The 23026-nt window shown below is 71.2% G+C and carries 11 protein-coding genes; 7 read left to right on the top strand and 4 right to left on the bottom strand.

Translation table 11 applies throughout. The features are described from left to right. Positions 1-41: 41 nt before the first annotated feature. Complete coding sequence (locus AB0C30_RS39675; protein ID WP_357953729.1) at positions 42-1277, bottom strand: FAD-dependent oxidoreductase; 1236 nt, start codon at positions 1275-1277, stop codon at positions 42-44. 124 nt (positions 1278-1401) lie between these two features. On the opposite strand from AB0C30_RS39675, the gene AB0C30_RS39670 reads away from it, so the two are divergent. Further along, positions 1402-2028, top strand: a complete 627-nt coding sequence (locus tag AB0C30_RS39670; RefSeq protein WP_357953727.1) for a TetR/AcrR family transcriptional regulator — start codon at positions 1402-1404, stop codon at positions 2026-2028. A 119-nt stretch (positions 2029-2147) separates the two neighbouring features. Further along, positions 2148-2993, top strand: a complete 846-nt coding sequence (locus AB0C30_RS39665) for an SDR family oxidoreductase (protein WP_357953725.1) — start codon at positions 2148-2150, stop codon at positions 2991-2993. A 9-nt stretch (positions 2994-3002) separates the two neighbouring features. Here the strand turns inward: AB0C30_RS39665 and AB0C30_RS39660 are convergent, their stop codons facing one another. Continuing rightward, on the bottom strand, positions 3003-3965 hold the full coding sequence (locus AB0C30_RS39660) for a DUF6461 domain-containing protein (RefSeq protein WP_357953723.1): 963 nt from the start codon (positions 3963-3965) through the stop codon (positions 3003-3005). A 78-nt stretch (positions 3966-4043) separates the two neighbouring features. After that, positions 4044-5195: an NAD(P)/FAD-dependent oxidoreductase gene (locus tag AB0C30_RS39655; protein WP_357953722.1), complete on the bottom strand. Its 1152-nt coding sequence runs from the start codon at positions 5193-5195 to the stop codon at positions 4044-4046. Between the two features lie 127 nt (positions 5196-5322). Here AB0C30_RS39655 and AB0C30_RS39650 point away from each other — a divergent pair, with 127 nt between their 5' ends. From AB0C30_RS39650 to AB0C30_RS39640, 3 genes are all read left to right on the top strand, one after another. Next, a complete protein-coding gene (locus tag AB0C30_RS39650; protein WP_357953720.1) occupies positions 5323-5988 on the top strand; it encodes a TetR family transcriptional regulator in 666 nt (221 codons plus the stop codon). Between the two features lie 621 nt (positions 5989-6609). Then, positions 6610-6843, top strand: coding sequence for a hypothetical protein (locus tag AB0C30_RS39645; RefSeq protein ID WP_357953719.1), 234 nt, complete (start codon positions 6610-6612; stop codon positions 6841-6843). A gap of 173 nt (positions 6844-7016) precedes the next feature. Next, a complete protein-coding gene (locus tag AB0C30_RS39640; RefSeq protein WP_357953717.1) occupies positions 7017-7403 on the top strand; it encodes a hypothetical protein in 387 nt (128 codons plus the stop codon). A gap of 48 nt (positions 7404-7451) precedes the next feature. Here the strand turns inward: AB0C30_RS39640 and AB0C30_RS39635 are convergent, their stop codons facing one another. Next, on the bottom strand, positions 7452-8291 hold the full coding sequence (locus AB0C30_RS39635) for a calcium-binding protein (protein ID WP_357953715.1): 840 nt from the start codon (positions 8289-8291) through the stop codon (positions 7452-7454). Positions 8292-8554: 263 nt separating this feature from the next. Between AB0C30_RS39635 and AB0C30_RS39630 the strand changes: the two genes are divergently transcribed. After that, entirely contained in the window at positions 8555-13258 is a 4704-nt protein-coding gene (locus tag AB0C30_RS39630) for an amino acid adenylation domain-containing protein (protein ID WP_357953713.1), read from the top strand. Beyond that, positions 13255-22932 (top strand): amino acid adenylation domain-containing protein, encoded by a 9678-nt coding sequence (locus tag AB0C30_RS39625; RefSeq protein ID WP_357953711.1) that lies wholly within the window; start codon positions 13255-13257, stop codon positions 22930-22932. Before AB0C30_RS39630 ends, AB0C30_RS39625 begins: the two co-directional genes overlap by 4 nt. Positions 22933-23026: the final 94 nt, after the last annotated feature.

The raw sequence follows: 23026 nt of genomic DNA, 5'->3' as shown, positions 1-23026 counted from the left end.
CTCGTGGAGGGATAGTGGTGGTCTTCTGGTCGTGCGGGTTCTCACGCGGGCGTGAGTGGTGGGGTGGGCTGCCAGGTGCCCAGGAGTCGCTGCCGTAGGAGGCGGGCCTGCTTGGGCATGTTCCAGCCGAGTACGCCGGTGACCTGGCCGCCCTCGCGGTAGACGGCGGCGAAACGGTGCTGCTCCGGGTCGCCCTCGGCGATGGTGACCTCGGCCGCCGGTGAGGGCAGGCCGTGGGCCTGGATCTTGATGTCGTACTGGTCGGTCCAGAAGTACGGGATCGGCGTGTACGGGCGGTCGGCGCCGAGGAGGTTGGCCGCCACCACCTGGGCCTGCTCGGTGGCGTTGGTGCGGTTCTCCAGCCGGAGGCGCCTGCCGAGCCCGGCGTGCTCGAAGGAGGCCACGTCGCCGACGGCGTACACGCCCTCGGCGGCGCGGCAGCGCGCGTCGCATTCCACCCCGTCGCCCAGGGTGAGGCCACTGCCGGTCAGCCAGCCGGTCGACGGGCGGGACCCGATGGCGACCACGACCGCGTCGGCGGGCAGCAATTCGCCGGTGGCCAGCCGCACGCCGGTGACCCGGCCGCCGGCGCCGGTCAGCTCGTCGACCGCGACGCCGGGCTGGTCGCGGGTGCCGGTCAGTTCGGAGACCGCGACGCCGAGCCGCAGCCGGACCCCGCGCTCGGTGTGGGCGCGGTTGAGCAGGCCGCCGACCATGTCGCCGAGCTGCTCGCGCAGCAGCGTCTGCCCCATGCCGACCAGGGTGACCTCCAGGCCCATGGCGCGGGCGGTGGCGGCGAGCTCGGCGCCCAGTACGCCCTCACCGACGACCACGAGCCGGGTGCCGGGGGTCAAGCGAGCGCGCAGGGCGAGCGCGTCGTCGAGGCCGCGCAGCACGTGTACGCCCGTCAGCCCGTCCTGGCCAGGCAGCCGGTACGGCGTCAGACCAGTGGCCACGACCACGGCATCGGCCCGCAGCACGCGGCCGGCGGCAGTGGTGACCGTCCGCTCCGCCGCATCCAGCGCAACGGCGGGCTCGCCCCGGACGAACTCGGCGGCCAGGGCGTCGAGCTGGACCGCGGTACGGAGCTGAGCGCGGGCCGGCTCCCAGACACCGGCCAGGACCTGCTTCGACAGCGGCGGCCGATCGTAGGGGAGGTGGGGCTCGGCGTCCACCAGGGTCAGCCGGCCCTCGTGGCCGAGCCGTCGCAGTGCCTCCGCGGTGCTGAGCCCGGCGGCCGACGCGCCGACGATCAGTACGTGTCCGGGCGAGGTCACGAGGCGCTGCCCGGGGCGAGGGCCTGAGCTGCACTTATGCACATAAGTCGAGATCCCTTCGTCGTCCCGGTCACACATTAGCCTACAGCTGCAAGGAAACTTGCACCTGTAGGCGTTCGATAGGATGGCGACTGTGGACACCGCCAGAGAGAGCAAGGCCTCATCAGGTGACCGGCGCGTGCGCCGTACCCGGACAGCGCTGGCACGTGCGCTGATTCAGCTGGTCGAGGAGCAGGACCTGTCCCGGATCAGCGTCTCCGACGTCGCCGAAGGCGCCGGCGTGAGCCGCTCGGCCTTCTACGACCATTACCGCGACGTCCACGAGCTGGCCGAGGACGCCTGCACCGCGATGATCGACGGCTTGATCGAGTCCTTGCCCGCTCCCGAGCTCGATTCGCCGGACCTGGTGCAAGAGGCGATCCGGTCGCTGGCGGCGTTCTTCGCCAGCCTCGCCGAACACGCGGGGTTGTATCGCGCGTTGCTGGGGCTGGAGGGCAGTGCGCGCGTCGTCGGCCACATTCGCCACCGCATGGCCACGGTCATCCGTGATCACCTGGTCGCGGCCGACGCCGGGCAGTGGCCGGAGCTGGTTCCGCATGACGTGACGGCCGCGTTCACCGCCGGGGCGCTCCTCGGTGTGGCCGTCGACTGGCTCGAAGGCGGATGTACCCGCACCCCTGCCGAGATGGCCGAGGCGATCTGGCCGCTCCTGAACGCGCATTACCGCATCAACGAGGGCGGACGGAGATGAGGCCGACGGACCCGTCGGCCTCTGGACCGCTCCGGTCTTACAGATGAGGCCGACGGACCCGTCAGCCTCTGGACCGCTCAGGTCTTACACGCGCACGTTTTCCCCCGAAGGAGAGCACCATGTCCACCGCTGATGTGTCGAGCAGGTCCCTGGCCGAGCTCGTTTCCCTGACGGGCCGCCGCGCGGTCGTGACCGGAGGCGGTCGCGGACTGGGCAAGGCGATCGCGTCACGCCTGGCCGAGGCGGGCGCCGACCTGCTGATCGGCGACATTGACGAAGAGCTCGCCTTGACCGCTGCCGAGCAGCTGGCGCAACGCCACGGTGTACGCGTGATCGGCGCCGCCATGGACGTCACCGACGCGGCGTCCGTCGCCGCTACGGCCGACCGCGCGGTCGCCGATCTCGGCGGCCTGGACATCTGGGTGAACAACGCCGGAATCTTCCCGGCCGTCCCCCTGCTGGAGATGACCGAGGAGACGTGGGACACGGTGTTCGCGGTGAACGCGCGCGGCGTCTTCGTCGGCGCGCGTGAGGCGGCGCGGCGGATGGCGGCCGCGGGCACGGGCGGTGTCATCGTGAACATCGTCTCGACCGCCGGTTTCCGCGGCAGCGCGCCCGGCCTGGCCGCCTACGTCGGATCGAAGCACGCCGTGCGCGGTGTCACGCGCGAGCTGGCCCTCGAACTCGCTCCGCTCGGCATCCGCGTGCTCGGGGTCGCACCGAGCTTCGTCCCCACCGAAGGCAACATGATGGCCGCCGCCGCTGTGATGACCGACGCCGTCCCGCCGACCGACCTCCCGATCCCGCCGACCGAGATCCCGCCGACCGACCTCATGTTGAACGGTCCGATCGGGCGGGTCGGCGTGCCTGATGACATCGCGCGCGTCGTCCTGTTCTGCGCGTCGGACCTGTCGACCTTCATGACGGGCAGCACGCTGCTCGCCGACGGCGGCGACACCGCCTGACCGCCTTGGTCAGTGCCAGTAGTCCCGTTCGGGCAGCCGCAGGTGCATGTCCGGACCGCTGATCGCGCGGGCACTGGTCGGGCGCAGGTCCGCGCCGGCGAAGCAGTAGGCCTCGGCGTGGCCCACGTACAGGTATTTGAGCAGGATCTCCTGGGCCGAGTCATCGCCGGACACGCTGCCACCGCCCGGGTGGGTGTCCCACTCCATGACCTCGCCGTCGCGGTAGACGCAGCCCTGGTTGCCGCTCTTGGGGTTGGCGTACATGCCGTAGGCGACCGTGCCCGCCGACAGCACCTGCATGACGACGGGAGTCGAGGCCATGTAGCCCCATTGCTGGCTGACGAGGCAGCCGCCGGGTACGTCGGTGAAGCCGATGAACTGCATGGCCTCCTCCTCGAACGGGTCTTCCATGGCCTCTTCCAGCTCTTCCTCGCCGACGGGTGTGGCGGCTAAGCGCTGTGCCGCCTCGGCGGCGCTGATGCCGCGTACACACGCCAGGCTGAATCCGTCGTTCACGATGCCGTCCAGCGCGCCGATCAGGCGGTCGGCCTCCGTCACGGCGGCGGTCTCGGCCTCGGTCAGCCTGGCATGACCCGGCGGGAACGGGAAGAACAGGCCGGGCGTGGGGCCCGCCAGGCTGAGCCGGCCGGGCGACCAGCCGGCCATCATGGGCCGCCACGGGTCCGCTCCGGCAGCGACCAGGGCGAGGGCGTTCTCGGGCCGGTCGCTGAAGACCGCACCCCAGAGCGCGGTGCGGCCCTCGCACTCCGCGTCGACGTCATCGACCCGGCCGGCCAGTTCGGCGACCACCTCCGGCGAACCGCGCTCCGCCGCGGCGTGCAGCGGCCGCTCGAAGATGTAGACCCCTTCGTTCGGGTCGGCGCCCGCGTCAAGTTTGGCGCGGACCAGAGCGAGGTCCTCCCAGGAATTCCACCCGAAATCTGACCAATCTGCGCTTTCCTTGGCGGTCATGACAGCCCCCTTCGAGATCACGTACGTGGACACGAGCGGGGCCATCATGGCGGAGGGCAAGGACAGTTTCGGCGCGCGTCAGCCGGACGTGCCGAACATCTGGGCGGCCATCCGGAGCGAGGCGTCGACGGTGTCGAAGCCCCGCGGGATCATGACGCGTTCGTACGCGGCGACCGCGTCGATGAGTGACTTGTCGCCGCGTGCGGCGGCGAGCAGTTCGCCGGCCAGTGTCGCGGCGTCTTGCAGCGCGGTGTTCGCGCCGACGCCGCCGGTCGGCGGCATGGTGTGGATGGCGTCGCCGAGGAGCGTGACCGGGCCGGACGTCCACGGGTCGACCCGCTCACCGGCCCGGATCGTGATCGAGAAGAACCTGTCCGAGTCTGCGTACGCGAACAGCTCCCGGAGTGCCGGATGCCAGCCGGCGGTCACCTCGAGAGCGAGCTTCCACAGGGCCTCCGGCGAGAGCTCGAACAGCTCCTCGTCCGGCGAGCCGAGCCGCTCGGAAGTGGCGAGCAGGGTGGTCATCAGGTAGTCCGACGCGCCCTCCGGCCGGGAGCGGAACCGCACCGGCGCGAACCCGGCGCCGCACCCGCTCTCGTCGTAGACCCAGGAGAAACCGCGGCTGATGGCTTCCGGGATGAGGGCCTCGGTGGTCTCGTTGATCGTCATCCGCCCGTAGACGCATCGGAGGCCGAGGTCTTTCACGGTGGCGTTCGGGAGCAATTGGCGGCGTACCGGCGAACCGACGCCCTCCGCGCCGACCAGCAGATCGCCCTCGTCGTCGCCGCCCTCGGCGAACTCCACCCGTACCCGGCCGGAATCGGTGATTCGGTAGCCGGTCAGCGTCCGCCCGAAGCGGACGGTGTCGGCCAGGCCGGTGAGCAGGCCCTCCCGGAAGGTCTCGCGGTCCACGTTGGTGATCAGGTCGTCGGTGATCCCCGGGAAGGTCCGCGTCGTCACCTGCCGCAACTGGTGGGTGTAGCCGGCCACCACGTCGTCGTTGACCCCGCTGGTGCGGCGGACCAGGTCGAGTGTCCGCGCCGGCAGGCAGGTCCGCAGCGCGGAGTTGCCGTCTGGGTCGATGTGGATGCGGTAGCCCTGGCTGCGGATCTTCGGTGTGGAGTCCCGCTCGTACACGGCGACGTCCAGGCCGCCGTGACGCAACGCCTGCGCGAGCGCCAGCCCGCCGACGCCGGCGCCCGCGATGAGGATCCGTGGTGAATCTGGCATGTCATTGTCCTTCGCTGTCCAAGGGCTGTCCTCGCCATCGTCAAACGTCCGAAGGACTCTGTCAAGCGTTCATTTGATTAAGTCATAGGAGTGCTTGATATTGCCAGGCGTATGTATAGTCCTGCGTGTGTCTCCGTCGTCGAGTCCCCGTAGGTCGCCCAAGCCGCAGGAGCGGCAGCGCGATCCCGAACGCACCCGCAAGCGGATCCTGGACGCGGCATTGGCGGAGTTCGGCGCGCACGGCTACGCGGGCGCCCGGATCAGCGCGATCGCCGCCAGAGCGGGCGTCAACGTGCAGCTGATCTCGTACTATTTCGACGGCAAAGAGGGCCTGTACGAGGCCGCGTCGCAGCAGTGGCAGCAGCGGCGCCGCGAGCTGGCCCCACCGGGCACGCCGCTGCCCGAGCAACTGCGCCGATACGCGATGGAGGCGTTGCACAACCCGGAGGGCACCCGCCTGCTCGCCTGGAACGGCCTGCAGTACACAGGTCCGGACGACGACCCCGACCACGCGCCGCGCACCCGGATGCTCGCCGAGAGCGTCGACGAGTTGCGCGCGCTGCAGGCTGCCGGCCGGCTGCCGGCCGAGGTGGACCCGGCGAGCCTGCTGGTCATGCTGATGGCCGCCGCCATGGCGACCACCACGCTGCCGCATGTCATCGAAGGCGTCTGCGGCACCGATCCGACCTCGCCGGAGTTCATCGCGCACTTCGCCGACCAGGTCGCCGTCCTGGCTCGGCTCATCGGGCTCGATGGCAGCGCCGCACCACCGGGCAGGGCCGAACGGACCTGAGCCAGGACCTCCTGGACGATCTCCGGCCGGGTGCACTGCCGGGCGGTCTTGCCGAACAGGACACCGGGAGTGCTCCAGTCCGAGAGGTCGAGGGACAGGCAGTCGGTGACCGTGCCGTCCCCGTAGCTGGTCGCGAAGTCGCCGCGCCAGAACTGTGCCTGGCTGATCGAGGTGAGCGCCCACGGCGTGCCCGCGTAGATGAGGTGGCCGTTGGCGATCGGGCGGGGCTCCTTGAGGTAGATCATGACCCCGTTCATCCAGTCCGTCTCCAGATGATCCAGCCGGGCCAGGGCGGGGTCGGCCGCCTTCATGGCGGAGGTCAGCAGGGGGCGCAGGCGCTCGACGGGGAGGGCGGCCACGTAGTGGTCGGCGGTGACGGTGCCGGCGGCCCCGCTGGGATCACTCACCCGCGCGCCGGTGATCCGGCCGCCGGAGTAGTCGAACCCGGTGGCACTCCAGCCGACCTTGAACTGCACGCCGAGGCTGGTGAGGTAGCCGATCCAGGGGGTGAGCCAGACATCGTTGGATGGACCGCCGAGCACCCGGTCGGGCGGGCCATACGGGCCGAGGCCGAGCCCGCTGTAGACCAGCGCCTCGAACATCAGGCCCATCGTACGGGTGTTGGCCTTGTTCGGCTGGGCCGCGACCAGCGACGCGGTGAACAGCCTGACCAGCAGATCCCGATACTCCTGCGACATGATGCTCGCCTTGATGAAGTCGGCGAAGCCCATGTTCTCCCACTGGCCGAACCGCCGGCGCGGACCGCTGGTGACGAAGGTGACGAGCTTCGAGGCGAAGAACTCGACCTGCGCCAGCGGGACCGTCGTCACGGCCGTGAGAGCGCTGCGTAAGTAGTCCCTGATCGCGTCGGGAGTGAGGACTCCGCCGACGTTGCCCGGCACCGGGACGCGTAACTCCTTCCCCTTGTACGCGATCACCTCCAGGCTCGCCGGGACCAGGTTGTCGCGTACGGTCCCGCTGCCGATGCCGTACGGTTCGGGCGGCTGCTGGGCGAGGGCGTCGCGCCCGTGCTGGACGACCCCGCCGCGCTCGACCGGGCCACCCGCGCGTGGGAACGCACCCGCGACGCGCAGTGCGTGAACACCTACCACTGGACGAACCTGCTGGGCCGCGGTGACGGCCTGGCGCACGTACAGTTCGAGCTGCTCCGCGCGCTGACCGACCGGCCGGACGGCGTCCGACGCGTCCTCGACGTCTACTCCCGGATCCGCGACCCGCGCGAGACGCTCGCCCTGCCCGGCCTGCTCAAGGCGACGACCCGCGCGCTCCGGAGCGGCGCCGGCGCACGCCCCGCCATCGTCCGGGCGGTCGGGGACACCCTCCTCGAACTCGCCGGTCACCGGGCGGAGGCCAGGCGGCTGCTGACCGGTGAGGCGGCAGCCGCTCAGCCGTGAAGGCGGGTCTCTCATGTGAAGACGCCAACCACGGACTCGGGCCTCGCGCTAGTTCACGATCTCGGTGGTCTCGCAGCCGGTGAAGGCGTCCGCCGCTACCGGCAGGCCCACCAGGTTAGACGTGCAGTGGTCGGTGCCGGCGCCGCCGTCGATGGTGCCGCCGCCCCTGCCAATGAGCTGGTCGTCGCCGCCCAGGCCCTGGATCTGGTCGTGGCCGTTCGAAGCGTTGATGACGTTCGGGCCCGCGTTGCCGATGAGTACGTCGTCGGTGTTGGTCCCTTCCAGGTTCTCCACGTCCGCGGCGATGGTGTCCCGGGCACCCACGGGCCCGTCCTCGGAGCTGCCGTCGTCGCCGGTCGCGCCGTCGAGGTCGGCTCGGACGCCGAGCCTGCTCGATATCTCGGAGTAGGTGACGGTGTCGGAACCACCGTTGCCCTGCAGCACGTCGCTGCCGAATCCGCCGTTGAGCGTGTCGGCGCCGGAGCCGCCGACGAGCCGGTCGGCGCCGTCGCCGCCCATCAGATGTGCGGCGAGGCCCGTGGAGTTCGTGATCACGTCGTCGCCGTCCAGCCCGCGGATGACCATGAACCCGACGTTCGTCGCCGAGCAGCGCGCCTCGTGCGGGGTCACCAGGGTGCATCCGGCGCCCACGGTGAGCGTGGCGGCGGGGTCGGCGACCGTGAGGAACCCGCCGCCCGCGCTGATGGTGATCTGGTCGTTCACTCCCACGGGGGCGTCGTACTTGAGGACTCCCGCGGAACGCACCACACCAGGCTGACAGTCGCCGTAGCAGGGCGCCGCCATCGCCGGCTGCATGGACAGAACGGCAGGCAGGGTGGCCAGCGCCGCCGCGCCCATGAGCACGCGCATCACGCGACCTTTTGACATGGGGGACCCTTTCATCGTGCGAGACGGTGCCCCTTCGGCACCCACCCAGGAGGCGTTCCGGCGCGTTCCATCACGTGGCACGCGCGTCCCACAGATCGATACGTCGCTGCTGGAGAAGCCGTCCATCACGCCCTCGGGCCCCGGCCTCCGCCGCTCCTCAGCTGCATGATCCAATTAGGGTTGACACGAATCTGGCGACCAGGTCATCCTGATCCGCGGCGTGCCCAGAAACTCGCAAAACTCAACAATCGGCAGGCGCGACAATGACGTCAGATGCATCACCCTTAGCATCTGTTCTGCAGCTTTATCAGGACCAGCTGTCCAGGGCCTCAGAAAGGGTCGCTGTTTCGGCCGGTCAAGAACATCTCACCTACCGAGAGTTAGATCGCCTCGCGAACGGCATCGCCGCTCAGCTGCTTCGTCTCACGATGACCGGGCAGCCCTGGGTGGCCGTGCTCGCGAGCCGCTCGATCCGGCTGGTCGCGGGCCAGCTCGGTGCGATGAAGGCGGGTCTCGCCTTCGCGCCGATCGACCCCGCCACGCCCGCCGAGCGGATCCGCGCCATGCTGGCGGGAGCCGCGGCCGTGGTCACGGCGCCGGAGTGGAGAGCTCTGGTCCCCGACGGCATCCCGGTGATCGACACGCCCGACGTGGCGGACGCGTTACCCCTACCGGACGTCAAGCCCGGCGATCTCGCGTACGTCATCCACACCTCCGGCTCGACGGGGACTCCCAAGGGCGTGCTCGTCCCGCACCGCGCGCTGACCAACCTGATCAGCTGGTCGCACGACACCTTCGGGACCGGCGGCCGGGCCCCGCTGCTCACCAGCCCCAACTTCGACCCGTCGGTCTGGGAGATCTGGACGTACCTGACCGCGGGCACCACGATGGTCATCCCCAGCGAGCGGACCAGGCTCTCCCTGCCCGCGTTACGCGACTGGATCGTGGATCAGGAGCTGACCACCTGCTACGCGCCCACGCCCATCGCTGAAGGGCTGCTCGGCCTGTCCTGGCCGGAGAAGACCACGCTGGCGACGCTGAGCACCGGCGGCGACCGGCTCACCACGTATCCGAGACCCGAGCTGCCCTTCCGGCTGATCAACCTCTACGGCCCGGCGGAGTGCGCCGTCAACGCGATCGCCGGCGAGGTGCCGGTCGCCGACGGCCAGACCCGCCCGCCCGCGCTCGGCTCGCCACTGCCCGGCGTCACCGTCCACCTGCTGGACGAGGCGATGCGGCCGGTCGAGGAGGGCGAGATCTACCTCGGCGGCGTGTGCGTCGGCCTGGGCTACCTCGACCGGCCCGACCTCACGGCCGAGCGCTTCGTCCACGACCAGGACGGACAACTCCTGTATCGCACCGGCGACTTGGCCCGCCATGACCAGGCCGGCCAGATCGAGTTCCTGGGCCGCGCGGACGACCAGGTCAAGATCCGCGGCAACCGGGTGGAGCTCGGCGAGATCGAGACCGTGCTCGGCCGGCACGAAGGGGTCCGGGCCGCCACCACCGCCGTCCGCGGCCACGAACTGGTCGCCTACCTCGTGGGCACGGCGAGCGAGCAGGAGGCGCGCGCCCACCTGCGCAGGTACCTGCCCGACTACATGATCCCCACCGCCTGGGTCTTCCTGGACGAGCTTCCACTGACCCATAACGGCAAGGTGGATCGCGCCGCGCTGCCCGACCCCGTCCGCGAGCCCCGCTCCATCACGCCGCCCGGCACCGCCACCGAACAGCTGCTCGCCGAGCTCTGGCAGGACGTCCTCGACGCCGGGCCGATCGGCGCCGACGACGACTTCTTGGCGCTGGGCGGCCAGTCGCTGCTGGCGATGCGCATCGCCGCCCGCGCCTGCGGCAGGCTGAACAAGCCGGTCGAGCCCCGGATGCTCTTCGAACATCCCACGCTCGCCGCGCTGGCCCGCGCGATCGACGACCTCCCGCGGATGACGTCGGTGACCGCCGCCGAGGGCGGGCTCACGCCCGCACAGCGCCGGCTCTGGTACATCGACCAGGTGGCGCCCGGCGCGCAGTACAACGTGCCCATCCTGTACGCCCTGGACGGCCCCCTCGACACCGGCCGCCTGCAGAACGCGATCAACGAGATCGTGCGCCGGCACCCATCCCTGCGCACCCGTTACGAAGAGCGCGACAGCGAGCCGGTGCCCATCGTCGTCGAGCCGGCCGACGCGCTCATCACGATGAAGGTCATGGACGCCACCCCGCGTGGCGCGACCGCGCTGGCCCAGCACGCCGCCCGCGACCCCTTCGACCTGCGCAACGGTCCCGTGCTGCGGGCGCTGCTGCTCCGGCTCGCCGACGACCGGCACCGACTGCTGGTGACCGTGCACCACATCGCCTTCGACGGCTGGTCGGCCGGGGTCTTCCTGGACGAGCTGGCCCGCCTCTACACGGGGGAGAGCCTGCCCGCGCCGATCGCGCCGTACGGGCGCAGGCAGGGTCTCGACGGTCTGCCGTACTGGCGAAAAGTCCTGGAGTCGGCGCCCGAGCGGCTGGGGCTGCCCGCCGATCGCCCGGGGTCGACGGGGCCGCTCCGGCCCGGCGGCCGGGTCCGGGCCACGCTGCCGGACGGGCTGCTCGCCGAGGTGGAGTCGCTCGGCAGGAGCGCCGGGGCCAGCCCGTTCATGGTGCTGTTCGCGGCCTTCCAGGCGTTGCTGTACCGCTACACCGGCCAGGACGACATTGTGACGGGCGTGCCGTTCTCCGGCAGGGAGGCACCGGGCGCGCACTCCGTGATCGGCTTTTTCGTGGAGACGCTGCCGATCAGGACCGGCCTGTCGGACGACCCCTCCTTCGAGCGCCTGCTGGCACAGGTGCGGGCGACGGTCCTGGCCACGCCCACGGATGTGCCGCTTGAGGACATCGTCCGGGAGCTCTGCCCCGACGGCCGGCCGCCCTTCGACGTGATGTTCGCGATGCAGGAGCCGCCGGACGTCAAGCGGGGCGACGGAGTGACCTTCCGGATGCTCGAGGAGGTGGAGAACGGCGGCGCCAAGGCCGACCTGGTGCTCTACGCCGAAGGGCGGGAGATGAGCCTGGAGTTCGCCGCCGACCTGTTCGAGCGCGGCACCGCGGAGCGCCTGCTGGGACATTACCTGCGGGTCCTGGAGCAAGTGGCGGCCGACTCGGCCGCGCCGATCTCCACGCTGCTCGCCCGGGAGCACGAGCCCGCCGGTCGCGGTCCTGACCAGTGCCTGCACCGGCTCTTCGAACAGCAGGCGGACAGGACGCCCGACGCGGTCGCCGTCGAGTTCGACGGCGCCGCCCTCACCTACGCCGAGCTCGACCGGCGGGCCAACCAGCTGGCCCACCTGCTGCGCGGGATGGGGGTGGGCCCGGAGGTGCCGGTCGCCCTGCACGTACGGCGCTCGCTCGACCTGCCCGTGGCGATCCTCGGCATCCTGAAGTCGGGCGGCGCGTACGTACCGCTCGACCCCTCCTACCCCGAGGGCCGCCTCACCCAGGTGCTCGGCCGGGTCGACACCCCCGTCCTGGTGACGCACCAGGCGCTGGCCGGCGCACTGCCGCACGAGCGGCCCGTCCACGTCGATACCGACCTCGACGGCCAGCCGGAGCACCGGCCGGACAGCGGCGTCACGCCCGACGACCTGGCCTACATCCTGTTCACCTCGGGCTCGACCGGTCAGCCCAAGGGCGTGGCGATGCCGCACCGCCCCGTCGCCAACCTCATGGCCTGGCACAGCGGTACGTACCGGAGCCTGCAGTTCACCGCGCTCGGCTTCGACGTCTCGGTGCAGGAGATCTTCAGCACCTGGGCGTACGGCGGGACGCTGGTCATGGTCAGCGACGAGGTGCGGCGCGACCCGGCCGCCCTGCTCGACCACATCGCCCGGACCCGGGTGGAGCGGATCTTCCTCCCCTTCGTGGCGCTGCAGTCGCTGGCCGGCGCCGGGATCGAACCGCCCGCCACACTGCGCGAGGTGATCACCGCCGGCGAGCAGCTCCAGGTCACCCCGCAGCTAGAACGGTTCATCAAGCCGTGGATGACGCTGCACAACCAGTACGGCCCCACCGAGGGCGCGATCATCGACATCGCCCACACGCTCACCGGCCCGCCGGAGAGCTGGCCGCGGCTGCCGCCCATCGGCAGGCCGGTCACCGGCATCCAGACGCCGATCCTGAACCGCCTGGGACACGAGGCACCCGACGGCGTCCCCGGCGAGCTGCACCTCGGCGGCGCCTGCCTGGCCAGGGGCTACTACAACCAGCCCGAGCTGACCCAGGAACGGTTCATCACCTGGCGGGACGGGCGCCGGCTCTATCGGACCGGGGACCTGGCCCGCCGCGACGAGGCGGGCGAGATCGAGTTCCTGGGACGCGCGGACGACCAGGTCAAGATCCGCGGTTACCGGGTCGAGCCCGGCGAGATCGCCGCGGTGCTGGCCGGGCACCCCGCCGTGCGAGAGGCGTTCGTCATGGTCCGGGACGGCGCCCTGGTGGCCTACGTGGTCGCCGACGGCAGCCCCGAGCTACGCCCTTACCTGGCCGAACGGCTGCCCGAGTACATGGTGCCGAGCACATTCGTCACGCTCGACTCCTTGCCGGTGAGCCCCGCGGGCAAGGTGGACCGGCAGGCCCTGCCGGAGCCCGGCCGGAGCGCGCGGGTCGTCACGGCCCCGGCCACCCCGGTGGAGCAGGCCATCGCCGCCATCTGGCAGGAGGTGCTGGGCGGGCCGGTCGGGCGGCACGACAACCTGTTCGAGCTGGGCGGCAACTCGCTCAACGCCACCCAGATCGCCTCCCGGGTGCGCGAGGCGCTGGAGGTGCAGGTGCCGCTGCGGACACTCTTCGCCCACCCGACCGTCGCCGAGCTGGGGGCGCAGCTCACGTCGCCGGACGTGGAGGCGGCCGCGGAGCTCTATCTGATGGTCGCCGCGTATTCGGACGAAGAGGCCGAGGCCCTGCTGCGCTCGATGGAAGGTAATCAATGAGCCTGTCAGCCCAGCAGCGTCAGCTCCTGGAAGCGTTACGCAAGAAGAAACAGCGGCAACAGACCGAACGGCCCAGGCCCGACCGGCTGCCGATGTCCTTCACCCAGCTGCGCGCCTGGTATCTGGACAAGATGGCGCCGGGTGCCGCGCACTATCTCATCCCGCTCGCCTTCCGCGTCGAGGGCCCGCTCGATCGCGAAGCGCTGCACCGCGCGCTGAACGCCCTGGTGGCCAGGCACGAGAGCCTGCGCACCACGTTCGCCATGGACGAGGACGGCCCGTACCAGATCGTGGCCGACTCGCTCACGGTCGACCTGGCGGACGCCGAAGACGGCACGCCGATGGACCTGACCACCGGCCCGCTCATCCGCGCCCACCTCGTGCGCGAGGGCGCGGAGCGGCACGTCCTGCACCTGTTGCTGCACCACATCGTCGCCGACGCGTGGTCGCTGGACGTGCTGCGCCGGGAGCTGAGCGCGTTCTACAACGGCCAGGAGCCGCCGGCGCTGTCGCGGCAGTACCCCGACTACGCGATCTGGCAGCGAGAGAAGGACTACAGCGGGGATCTGGCCTACTGGCGCGAGCGGCTGGCGGGCGCGCCGCCGTTCACCGAGTTACGGACGGACCTGCCGCGGCCGGCCGTCCAGACGTACGCGGGCGCCGAGCTGCCCTTCTCCCTCGACCTTCCGCGCGAGGAGTTCGCGGCCTACTGCCGCGGCCTGGGCGCCACGCCGTACATGGTGCTGTTCGCGGCCTACCTGGTGGTGCTCTCGCGCCGCTCCGGCCAGCGGGACCTGGTGGTGGGCACGCCCATCGCCAACCGGGACCGGATCGAGGACGAGGGCCTGATCGGGTTCTTCACCAACACCCTGGCCATCCGCGCCGACCTGTCGGGCGAGCCGTCGTTCGCCGAGGTGGTCGAGCGGGTCAAGGAGGCGGTGCTCGACGCCCACGACCACCAGGGGATGCCGTTCGAGCGGCTGGTGGAGGAGCTCAACCCGGAGCGCCGCCTGGACCGTACCCCGGTGTTCCAGACGATGTTCAACATGCTGCCCGAGGCCACGGCGGCGTTGGACCTGGCCGGTCTGACGGTCACCTCCGTCGACATCCCCGAGCACACGGCCAAGTTCGACCTGACCGTGGGCGTCCGCGAGACGCTGGACGGGCTCGTGGAGTACAACACGGACCTGTTCCACGCCGGCACGATCCGCGGCCTGGTCGCCGACCTCCAGCAAGTGCTGGCCGGGGCGATGAGCGGGGAGGAGAGGCCGAGGGAGCTGCCGCGCCGCGAGATCTCCCAGCTCGTCACCCGGGCCTGGCGCGAGGCGCTGGGCACCGACGCCTTCGGCCCCGACACCAACTTCTTCGAGGTGGGCGGCCATTCGCTGCTGGTCCTCGAAGTGCACGAGCGACTGCGCAAGCGGTTCAGCCTGACGGTCACCGACCTGTTCAGGTACCCGACGATCGCCTCACTGACGGCCTACCTGAGCGACGACGGCCCGGCCCCGGCGGCGGTCTCGACCACCGCGCCCGCCGCCGACGGCGCGCTCGCCATCGTCGGCATGGCCTGCCGTTTCCCCGGCGCCACGGGGCCCGAGGAGTTATGGGCGGCGATCCGCGACGGCGTGGAAGCCGTCCAGGACTTCACCGACGAGGAACTGCTCGCCGACGGCGAGGACCCCGACCGGCTTTCGGACCCCGCCTACGTCAGGTCGGGTACGGTGCTGGACGGCATCGACCTGTTCGACGCCACGCTGTTCGAGTTCACCCCACGCGAGGCCGAGATCCTCGACCCGCAGCAGCGGCTGTTCCTGGAGAGCGCCTGGGAGGCGCTGGAGGACGCGGGCTGCGACCCCGCCCGCCACCCGGGCCAGATCGGCGTCTTCGCCGGCTCGGCGATGAGCAGCTATCTCATCGAGAACCTGCTGGCCGCGCCCGATGTGCTCAAAGCGGTCGGCGACTACCAGGTCATGCTCGGCAACGACAAGGACTCCCTGCCGACCCGGACCTCCTACAAGCTCGACCTGCGCGGGCCGAGCATCAGCGTCAACACCGCCTGCTCCACCTCGCTGGTCGCGCTCCACCTGGCCAGGCAGAGCCTGATCGCGGGAGACTGCGACATCGCGCTGGCCGGGGCGGTGCGGGTCAACGCCTGGACCCGGCGCGGCTACGTCTACCAGAGCGGCGGGATCGGGTCGCCCGACGGCCACTGCCGTCCCTTCGACGCCGAGGCCCGGGGCACGATCGGCGCCAGCGGCGTCGGCGTCATCGTGCTCAAGCGGCTGGAAGACGCCATCGCCGCGGGCGACACCATCCACGCCGTCGTACGCGGCTCCGCGGTCAACAACGACGGCACCAGGAAGGTCGGCTACACCGCGCCGGCCGTGGACGGCCAGGCCGAGGTCATCACCGCGGCGCTCGCCTCGGCCGGCGTCGACCCCGGCACGATCGGCTACATCGAGGCGCACGGCACCGGCACCGCGCTCGGCGATCCCATCGAGGTCGCGGCGCTCTCCCAGGTCTTCACCGGCGATCGGCGGATCGCCCTGGGCTCGATCAAGTCCAACATCGGCCACGCCGACGCCGCCGCCGGGATGGCCGGGCTGATCAAGACCGTACTGGCGCTCAAGCACCGCACGCTGCCGCCCACGGTCAACTTCGCGACGCCCAACCCGCGCATCGACTTCAGTCCGTTCTACGTGCCCACCGCCAGCGCGGAGTGGCCGCAGGGGCCGGGGCCGCGCAGGGCGGGCGTCAGCGCCTTCGGGATGGGCGGCACCAACGCCCACGTCGTGCTGGAGGAAGCACCCGCACAGCTCCCCGTCCCGCAACTCCCTGCCTCGCAGCTCCCCGCCGCACAGCCGCTCGCCTCCCCGGAGCCCCTCGCCCCATCGGTGAGCGGCCCGCACCTGCTCATCCTGTCGGCGGCCAGTGACCCGGCGCTGGGGGAGATGGCCACGCGACTCCGCGCCCACCTACGCGCGCGTCCGGACACGGACCTGGGCGACGTCGCCGCCACGCTCCGGCACGGCCGCCGTCAGCTGCGGCATCGCGGCATCCTGGTCGCCGAGGACCACGACTCGGCGCTGGACGCCGAGTTCGTCACGGGCGAATCGCGCCCCCGCGAGGTCGCCTTCGTCTTCCCCGGCCAGGGCGCTCAGCGCCGGGGGATGGGCGCGGGCCTGTACCGATCGGAGAGCGTCTTCCGCGCCACCGTCGACGCCTGCTCCGGCATCCTTGAGCCGTACCTCGGCCTCGACCTGCGCGAAGTCCTGTACGGCGAGGCCGACGGCCAGGCAGCCCTGTACGGCGAGGCCGGTGACCTCGACCAGACCTGGCTCACCCAGCCCGCGCTCTTCGTCACGGAGTACGCCTTCGCCCGCGCGCTGATCGAGCGCGGCGTCCGCCCGGCGATGATGGCCGGGCACAGCATCGGCGAGTACGTCGCCGCCTGCCTGGCCGGAGTCTTCACCCTGGAGGACGCCCTGCGCCTGGTCGCCGCGCGCGGCCGCCTGGTCCAGAGCCTGCCCCCCGGCTCGATGCTGGCCGTGCCGCTGCCCGAGTCCGAGGTGGGTGACCTGCTCGGCGCGGACGTCTCGCTGGCGGCGGTCAACACCCCCGAAATGTGCGTTCTGGCCGGGCCGGAGGGGGCCATCGCGGAGGTGAAGCGGCGGCTGGAACGGCAGGATGTCGCCTGCCGCACGCTGCGCACCTCCCACGCCTTCCACTCCGCCATGCTGGACCCGGTGCTCGACGCCTTCGCCACCGAGGTCGCCTCGGTGCAGCTGGGCACGCCCGAGCTGCCGTACCTGTCCAACGTCACCGGCGGCTGGGCATCCGGCGCCGAGACCAAGGACCCCGCCTACTGGGTGCGCCATCTGCGGGAGACCGTGCGGTTCGCCGACTGCGCCCGCGCCCTCGTGGCGGCCGACGCCGCGGTGGTGGAGGCGGGGCCGGGCCGTACCCTGACCACCCTGGTACGCCGCCAGGGCGGCCAGGCGACGGTCGCCACCCTCGCCCCCGCCCCCGCCCCCGCCGAGCCGGAGAGCGGGCGGACCGCCCTGCTGGAGGCCGTCGGGCGGCTGTGGGTGCACGGCGCCGACGTCGACTGGACGGCGTTCGGACCATCGGGCAGGCGGGTGCCGCTGCCCACGTATCCGTTCGAGCGGCGCCGCTACTGGATCGGGCCGCGCACCCGGCGCTTCGAGGTCGCGGCCGCGCCGGTGGCGGAGGCGGTCCAGGAGCTCGACGTGGTCGCCGCAGTCTGGCGGGACGTGCTCGGCCTCGCGCCCACCGGACCGGAGGACGACTTCTTCGACCTGGGCGGCGACTCCCTCGTGGCCACCCAGCTCGCCTCCCGCCTCGGCCTGCCCATCGAGGCGGTCTTCGACCACCCCACGCTGGGCGGCCAGCGGGCGCTCGTCGACTCGGCGGCCTCCCGTGAAGCGATCCCGGCCGTCGCGGCGGGCCTCCGCGAGGTGACGCCGGCCGTCACGGCGGCCCTCCGTGAGGGGACGTCGGTCGTCGCCTCGGCGGGCCAACCTGAGGTGACGCCGGTCGTCGCCTCGGCGGGTCTCCGTGAGGTGATCCCGGTCGGTGAGGAGCCCGCGCCCGTCTCGTTCATCCAGCGGCGCATGTGGTTCATCGACCAGGTGCACGGCTCGGCCGCCTACGCCGTGGCCACGGCGCTGGACCTGCGGGGCGAGCTGGATGTGGCGCGGCTGCACGAAGCCCTGCGTGAGCTGGTGCGGCGGCACGAGTCGCTGCGGACCGTCTTCCGCGCCCCGGACGGCGAGCCGGTGCCGGTGGTGCTGCCCGCGGGGGAGACGCCGCTGCCGGTCGAGGACTGCGACGACGCCGAGCGGGCGCTGAGCGCGGCCGCGACCGAGCCGTTCGACCTGGCGCACGGGCCTCTGTTCCGCGCCCGGCTGCTGCGGCTCGCACCGGATCACCATGTTCTGTCGCTCAACTTCCACCACATCGTCGTGGACGGCTGGTCGATCACCTTGCTGAGGAGCGAGCTGGTCGCGCTGTACAACGGCGAGACGCTGCCCGAGCCGCAGGTCAGATACCGCGACTACGCGCGCTGGCAGCGGGAGCAGGTCGCCGACCTCGGCTTCTGGAAGGAGCGGTTGCGCGGCATCCCGCACAGCCTGGACCTGCCCACGGACCGGCCGCGCCCGCCGATGCAGACCTTCGAGGGGGCGGTCGCCACCCACGTGCTGCCCGCGGAGCTGGCCCGAGGGCTGCGGAAGCTGAGCCAGGAACGCGGCGCCACGCTCTACATGGCCCTGCTGACCGCGCTCCACACGCTGCTGTACCGCTACAGCGGCCAGGAGGACATCTGCGTCGGCTCGCCGGTGGCCGGGCGCACCCGCCCCGAGCTCGAAGGCATCGCGGGCTGCTTCATCAACACCCTGGTCATGCGGGCCCAGATGGACGGCGGCCTGCGATACACCGAACTCCTGGCGCAGGTACGCGAGTACGCGCTGGGCGCGTACGCCCATCAGGACGTGCCGTTCGAACGGCTGGTGGAGGAGCTCAACCCGCCCAGGGACCTGTCGCGCAATCCGCTCTTCCAGGTGCTGTTCAACCTGCTCAACCTGCCCAAGAGCGACCTGGACATGGCCGGGCTGGCCGTCGGGGAGCTGGCCGTGGAGGTCGGCACCGCCCAGGTGGACCTGGTGTTCTACGTCAACGAGCAGGACGACGAGCTGGAGTGCCGGCTGGAGTACAACACCGCGCTCTATGACCCCGGCACCGTCCAGCGGCTGCTCCGGCACTACGAGGCCCTGCTGTCCGCGATCGTCGCGGCGCCCGAGACCACGCTGTCCGAGCTGGACTTCCTCACCGGCGAGGAGCTGGCCGAGCAGCTGGACAGCCAGGACGTCGAGGTGCCCGACCTGTGCGTCCACGAGCTGGTGGAGGCCCAGGCCGACCGGACGCCCGACGTCGTGGCCGTCACCTTCGAGGGCGACTCACTGACGTACCGGGAGCTGGACGGGCAGGCAAACCAGGTCGCCTGGCGGCTGCGCGCGGCGGGTGTGGGGCCCGAGACGCTGGTGGGCGTGGCGATGGAGCGCTCGGCCACGATGCTGGTCACCCTGCTCGGCGTGCTGAAGGCGGGCGGCGCGTACGTGCCGCTCGACCCGATGTACCCGCAGGACCGTCAGGACTACATCCTGGACCACTCCGGCATCGGCGTCCTGGTCACCGAGCGCGAGCTCGCCGGGCGCTACACCGGTTACCAGGGGGAGCTCATCCTGACCGACGGTGGCTTCTCCGGTGAGAGCCCGGAACGGCTGCCCGCCCTGGCCACCCACGAGAACCCCTGCTACGTCCTGTACACCTCCGGCTCCACCGGGCGGCCCAAGGGCGTGCGCGTCCAGCACTCCTCGGTGGTCAACTTCCTCACCTCCATGAGCCGCGAGCCCGGCCTGACCGGCCAGGACACCCTCCTGGCCGTCACGACGACCGCCTTCGACATCTCGGTGCTCGAGCTGTTCCTGCCGCTCACGGTCGGCGGCCACGTGCTGATCGCGAGCCGCGAGGCGGCCTACGATCCGCTGCGGCTGGCCGCCCTGCTGGACGGCGCGACGGTCATGCAGGCCACTCCGGCGACCTGGCGGCTGCTGCTGTCGTCGGGATGGGCGGGCAAGCCGGACCTGAAGGCCCTGTGCGGTGGCGAGGCGCTGCCCGCCGACCTGGCCGCCGACCTGCGCGGCCGGGTGGCCGAGCTGTGGAACATGTACGGCCCGACCGAGACCACCATCTGGTCCACTCTCACCCGAGTCACCGACGGACCGATCACCATCGGGCACCCGATCGCCAACACGCAGATCCACCTGCTCGACGCCGCGATGCAGCTGGTGCCCACCGGCGTGGTCGGCGAGCTCTACATCGGCGGGGCGGGCCTGGCCCGCGACTACCTCGGCCAGCCCGAACTGACGGCCGAACGCTTCATCACCTGGCGCGACGGGCGCCGGCTCTACCGGACCGGTGACCAGGCCCGCCGCCGGGCCGACGGCTCCATCGAGTTCCTCGGCCGGGCCGACGGCCAGGTGAAGGTCCGCGGCTACCGGATCGAGCTGGGCGAGATCGAGTCGCTGCTGCTGGCGCATCCCGCGGTCCGCGAGGGGGCCGTGGTGGTGCGCGGCTCGGATGATGACAAGAGCATCGCCGCCTATCTGGCCGCCGACGCCGAGCACGACTGGCGCGAATATCTGCGGCGCAAGCTGCCCGACTACATGATCCCCTCAGCGTTCGTGCTGCTGGACGCCCTGCCACTCACCCCGAACGGCAAGGTGGACCGCAAGGCGCTGCCCGAGCCGGTCGCCCAGGTACGCGCCGAGGGCGCGGCGCCACGGACGCCGGCCGAGGTCAAGCTGGTCGAGCTCTGGACGGCGATCCTGGGTGTGAAGGGGATCGGGATCGACGACGACTTCTTCGCGCTGGGCGGCGACTCCTTCAAGGCCGTACGCGCCGTACGGGACTCGGGGATCCAGGCGACCGTGCTGGACCTCTTCAAGAACCCCACCATCCGCACCTTCGCCACACTCGACGGATCATCCCGAAATATCGGGTTATTGCATGAACTGACGCCGCCACGACCCGCGGCCTCGCTGACCCTGGTCTGCGTGCCGTTCGCGGGCGGCGGCGCGATCACGTACCAGCCGCTGGCCTCGGCCCTGCCCGCGCACATCACCATGCTCGCGCTGCAGCCGCCGGGCCACGAGACCGGCAACCCCGGCGAGCCCGTGCTGCCCTTCCACGAGCTCGTCGAGGGCTGCGTCAAGGAGATCAAGGAGAAGGTCGACGGCCCCCTCGCCCTGTACGGCCACTGCATGGGCGGCGCGCTCACCGTCGAGCTGGCGCGCCGGCTGGAGGAGGAAGGCGTCGTCCTGGAGAAGGTGGTCATCGGCGGGCACCTGCCCGCGCCCCGCCTGCCGGGCAAGACCTTCGCCTGGTTCCGCAAGGTCTTCCCGATGGAGCGGTGGACCTCCAAGCGGCAGGCGCTGGAGTTCCTGCGGGCGATGGGCTTCTTCACCGAAGCTCTGGACCCCGCCGAGCGCGACTTCATCATGGGCGTCTTCCTCCACGACACCCAGGAGGGCGAGGACTACTACACCGAGCTCTACCAGGCGCCCATCAAGAAGCTGTCCGCACCGCTGGTCTGCGTGGTCGGCGAGAGCGACCGCGCCACCGAGCTGTACGAGGAGCGCTTCCGCGAGTGGGAGGCCTTCTCCGACGAGGTGTCGCTGGAGGTGATCCCCAAGGCCGGGCACTACTTCCAGAAGCACCAGGCGCCCGAGCTGGCCGAGATCCTCGATGGCGGGGACCGGTCACCGGCGCCGCTGCCGCCCCGCTACCAGCAGGCCAGCCTGAAGACGTTCTTCCTGGTGGCCTTCGGCCAGCTGGTGTCGCTGATCGGCACCGGGCTGACCACGTTCGGCCTGGGGCTTTGGGTCTACCAGCAGACGCGGTCGATCTCGATGTTCGCCATCGTCTCCGTCATGGCGCTGCTGCCCGCCGTCGTGCTGGCGCCGGTCGCCGGAGCGGTGGCGGACCGCTGGAACCGCCGGCTTGTCATGATCACCGCAGACTCGGCGGCCGGGGTATCCTCCGCCTCGCTGGCCGCCCTGCTGTGGACGGGCGGGCTCCAGCTCTGGCACGTCTACCTCATCGTCGCCGTCGGCGCGGTGTCGACGGCCTTCCACCAGCCCGCCTACATGGCGGCCGTGGCCCAGCTGGTGCCCAAACGCTATTACGGCAGAGCCAGCGGCCTGGCCCAGCTGGGGCAGGCGGCGGGGACCGTATTGGCGCCGCTGCTGGGCGGCGCGCTCGTGGCCGCCATCGGGCTGCACGGCATCGTCGTGATCGACCTGTCCACCTTCGCCTTCGCCGTCACCGTGACCCTGGCGGTCCGCTTCCCGAACACGCTGTTCAAGAAGCGGGAGGAGTCGTTCTGGCAGGAGATGACCGGCGGCTGGCGCTACATCACCCGCAGGCACGGGCTCCTGGCGATCATCCTGTTCACCTCGTTCCTGAACTTCCCCTTCGCCATGGTCGAGGTCCTGTCCACGCCGCTGCTGCTCAGCCTCACCGACACCCGCGGCCTGGGCATAGCGCTCTCGATGACCGGCATCGGGCTCCTGGTGGGCAGCGTGATCATGACGGTGACCGGGGGTCTGGCCCGTCGCACGTACGGCATCCTCGGCTGCTTCATGGCCCTGGGCGTCTCCTTCGCCGTCATCGGAATCGCGCCCCATCCGGTGCTGCCCGCGATCGGGCTGTTCTTCATCGGGCTGTTCACCGCGCTGCTGAACGCGCACTGGTTCGCCATCGTGCAGCAGAAGGTCGGACTCGACCTGCAGGGCCGGGTCATCGCCACGAACCTGATGCTCAGCTGGGCCATGGTCCCGGTGGGGTTCCTGCTGGCCGGGCCGCTGGTCGAGCGGGTCTTCGACCCGATCGCCGGCGCCGCGCAGGGCAGGGGGATCGCCCTGCTCACCCTCGTCGCGGGCGCGGTGACCGTGCTGATCGGCCTGGCCGCCTACCGCTACCGGCCGGTCCGCTTCCTGGAGGACGACCTGCCCGACGCGATCCCCGACGCGGTGGTCATCACCGACAAGGACCTGATCCAGCGGGCGGCCGACAAGCAGCTCGTCGCTTGACCCGCTTTCCCGGTACGGCGGCGACGCCGTACCGGGAAGTCCACCTGCCGGGGATATTGACGGCCCTGACGGAGGAAGTTACGTTTCGTCGGCA

This window comes from Nonomuraea sp. NPDC048901 (assembly GCF_040649695.1).
Classification (GTDB): domain Bacteria; phylum Actinomycetota; class Actinomycetes; order Streptosporangiales; family Streptosporangiaceae; genus Nonomuraea.
This window is presented reverse-complemented; position numbering and strand designations above follow the sequence as displayed.

Excerpts from the sequence above, each read along its gene's own strand:
- AB0C30_RS39670 (WP_357953727.1), top strand. The coding sequence starts at position 1,402 with ATGGCGACTGTGGACACCGCCAGAGAGAGCAAGGCCTCATCAGGTGAC.
- AB0C30_RS39665 (WP_357953725.1), top strand. The coding sequence starts at position 2,148 with ATGTCCACCGCTGATGTGTCGAGCAGGTCCCTGGCCGAGCTCGTTTCC.
- AB0C30_RS39660 (WP_357953723.1), bottom strand. The coding sequence starts at position 3,965 with ATGACCGCCAAGGAAAGCGCAGATTGGTCAGATTTCGGGTGGAATTCC.
- AB0C30_RS39655 (WP_357953722.1), bottom strand. The coding sequence starts at position 5,195 with ATGCCAGATTCACCACGGATCCTCATCGCGGGCGCCGGCGTCGGCGGG.
- AB0C30_RS39635 (WP_357953715.1), bottom strand. The coding sequence starts at position 8,291 with ATGTCAAAAGGTCGCGTGATGCGCGTGCTCATGGGCGCGGCGGCGCTG.
- AB0C30_RS39630 (WP_357953713.1), top strand. The coding sequence starts at position 8,555 with ATGACGTCAGATGCATCACCCTTAGCATCTGTTCTGCAGCTTTATCAG.
- AB0C30_RS39625 (WP_357953711.1), top strand. The coding sequence starts at position 13,255 with ATGAGCCTGTCAGCCCAGCAGCGTCAGCTCCTGGAAGCGTTACGCAAG.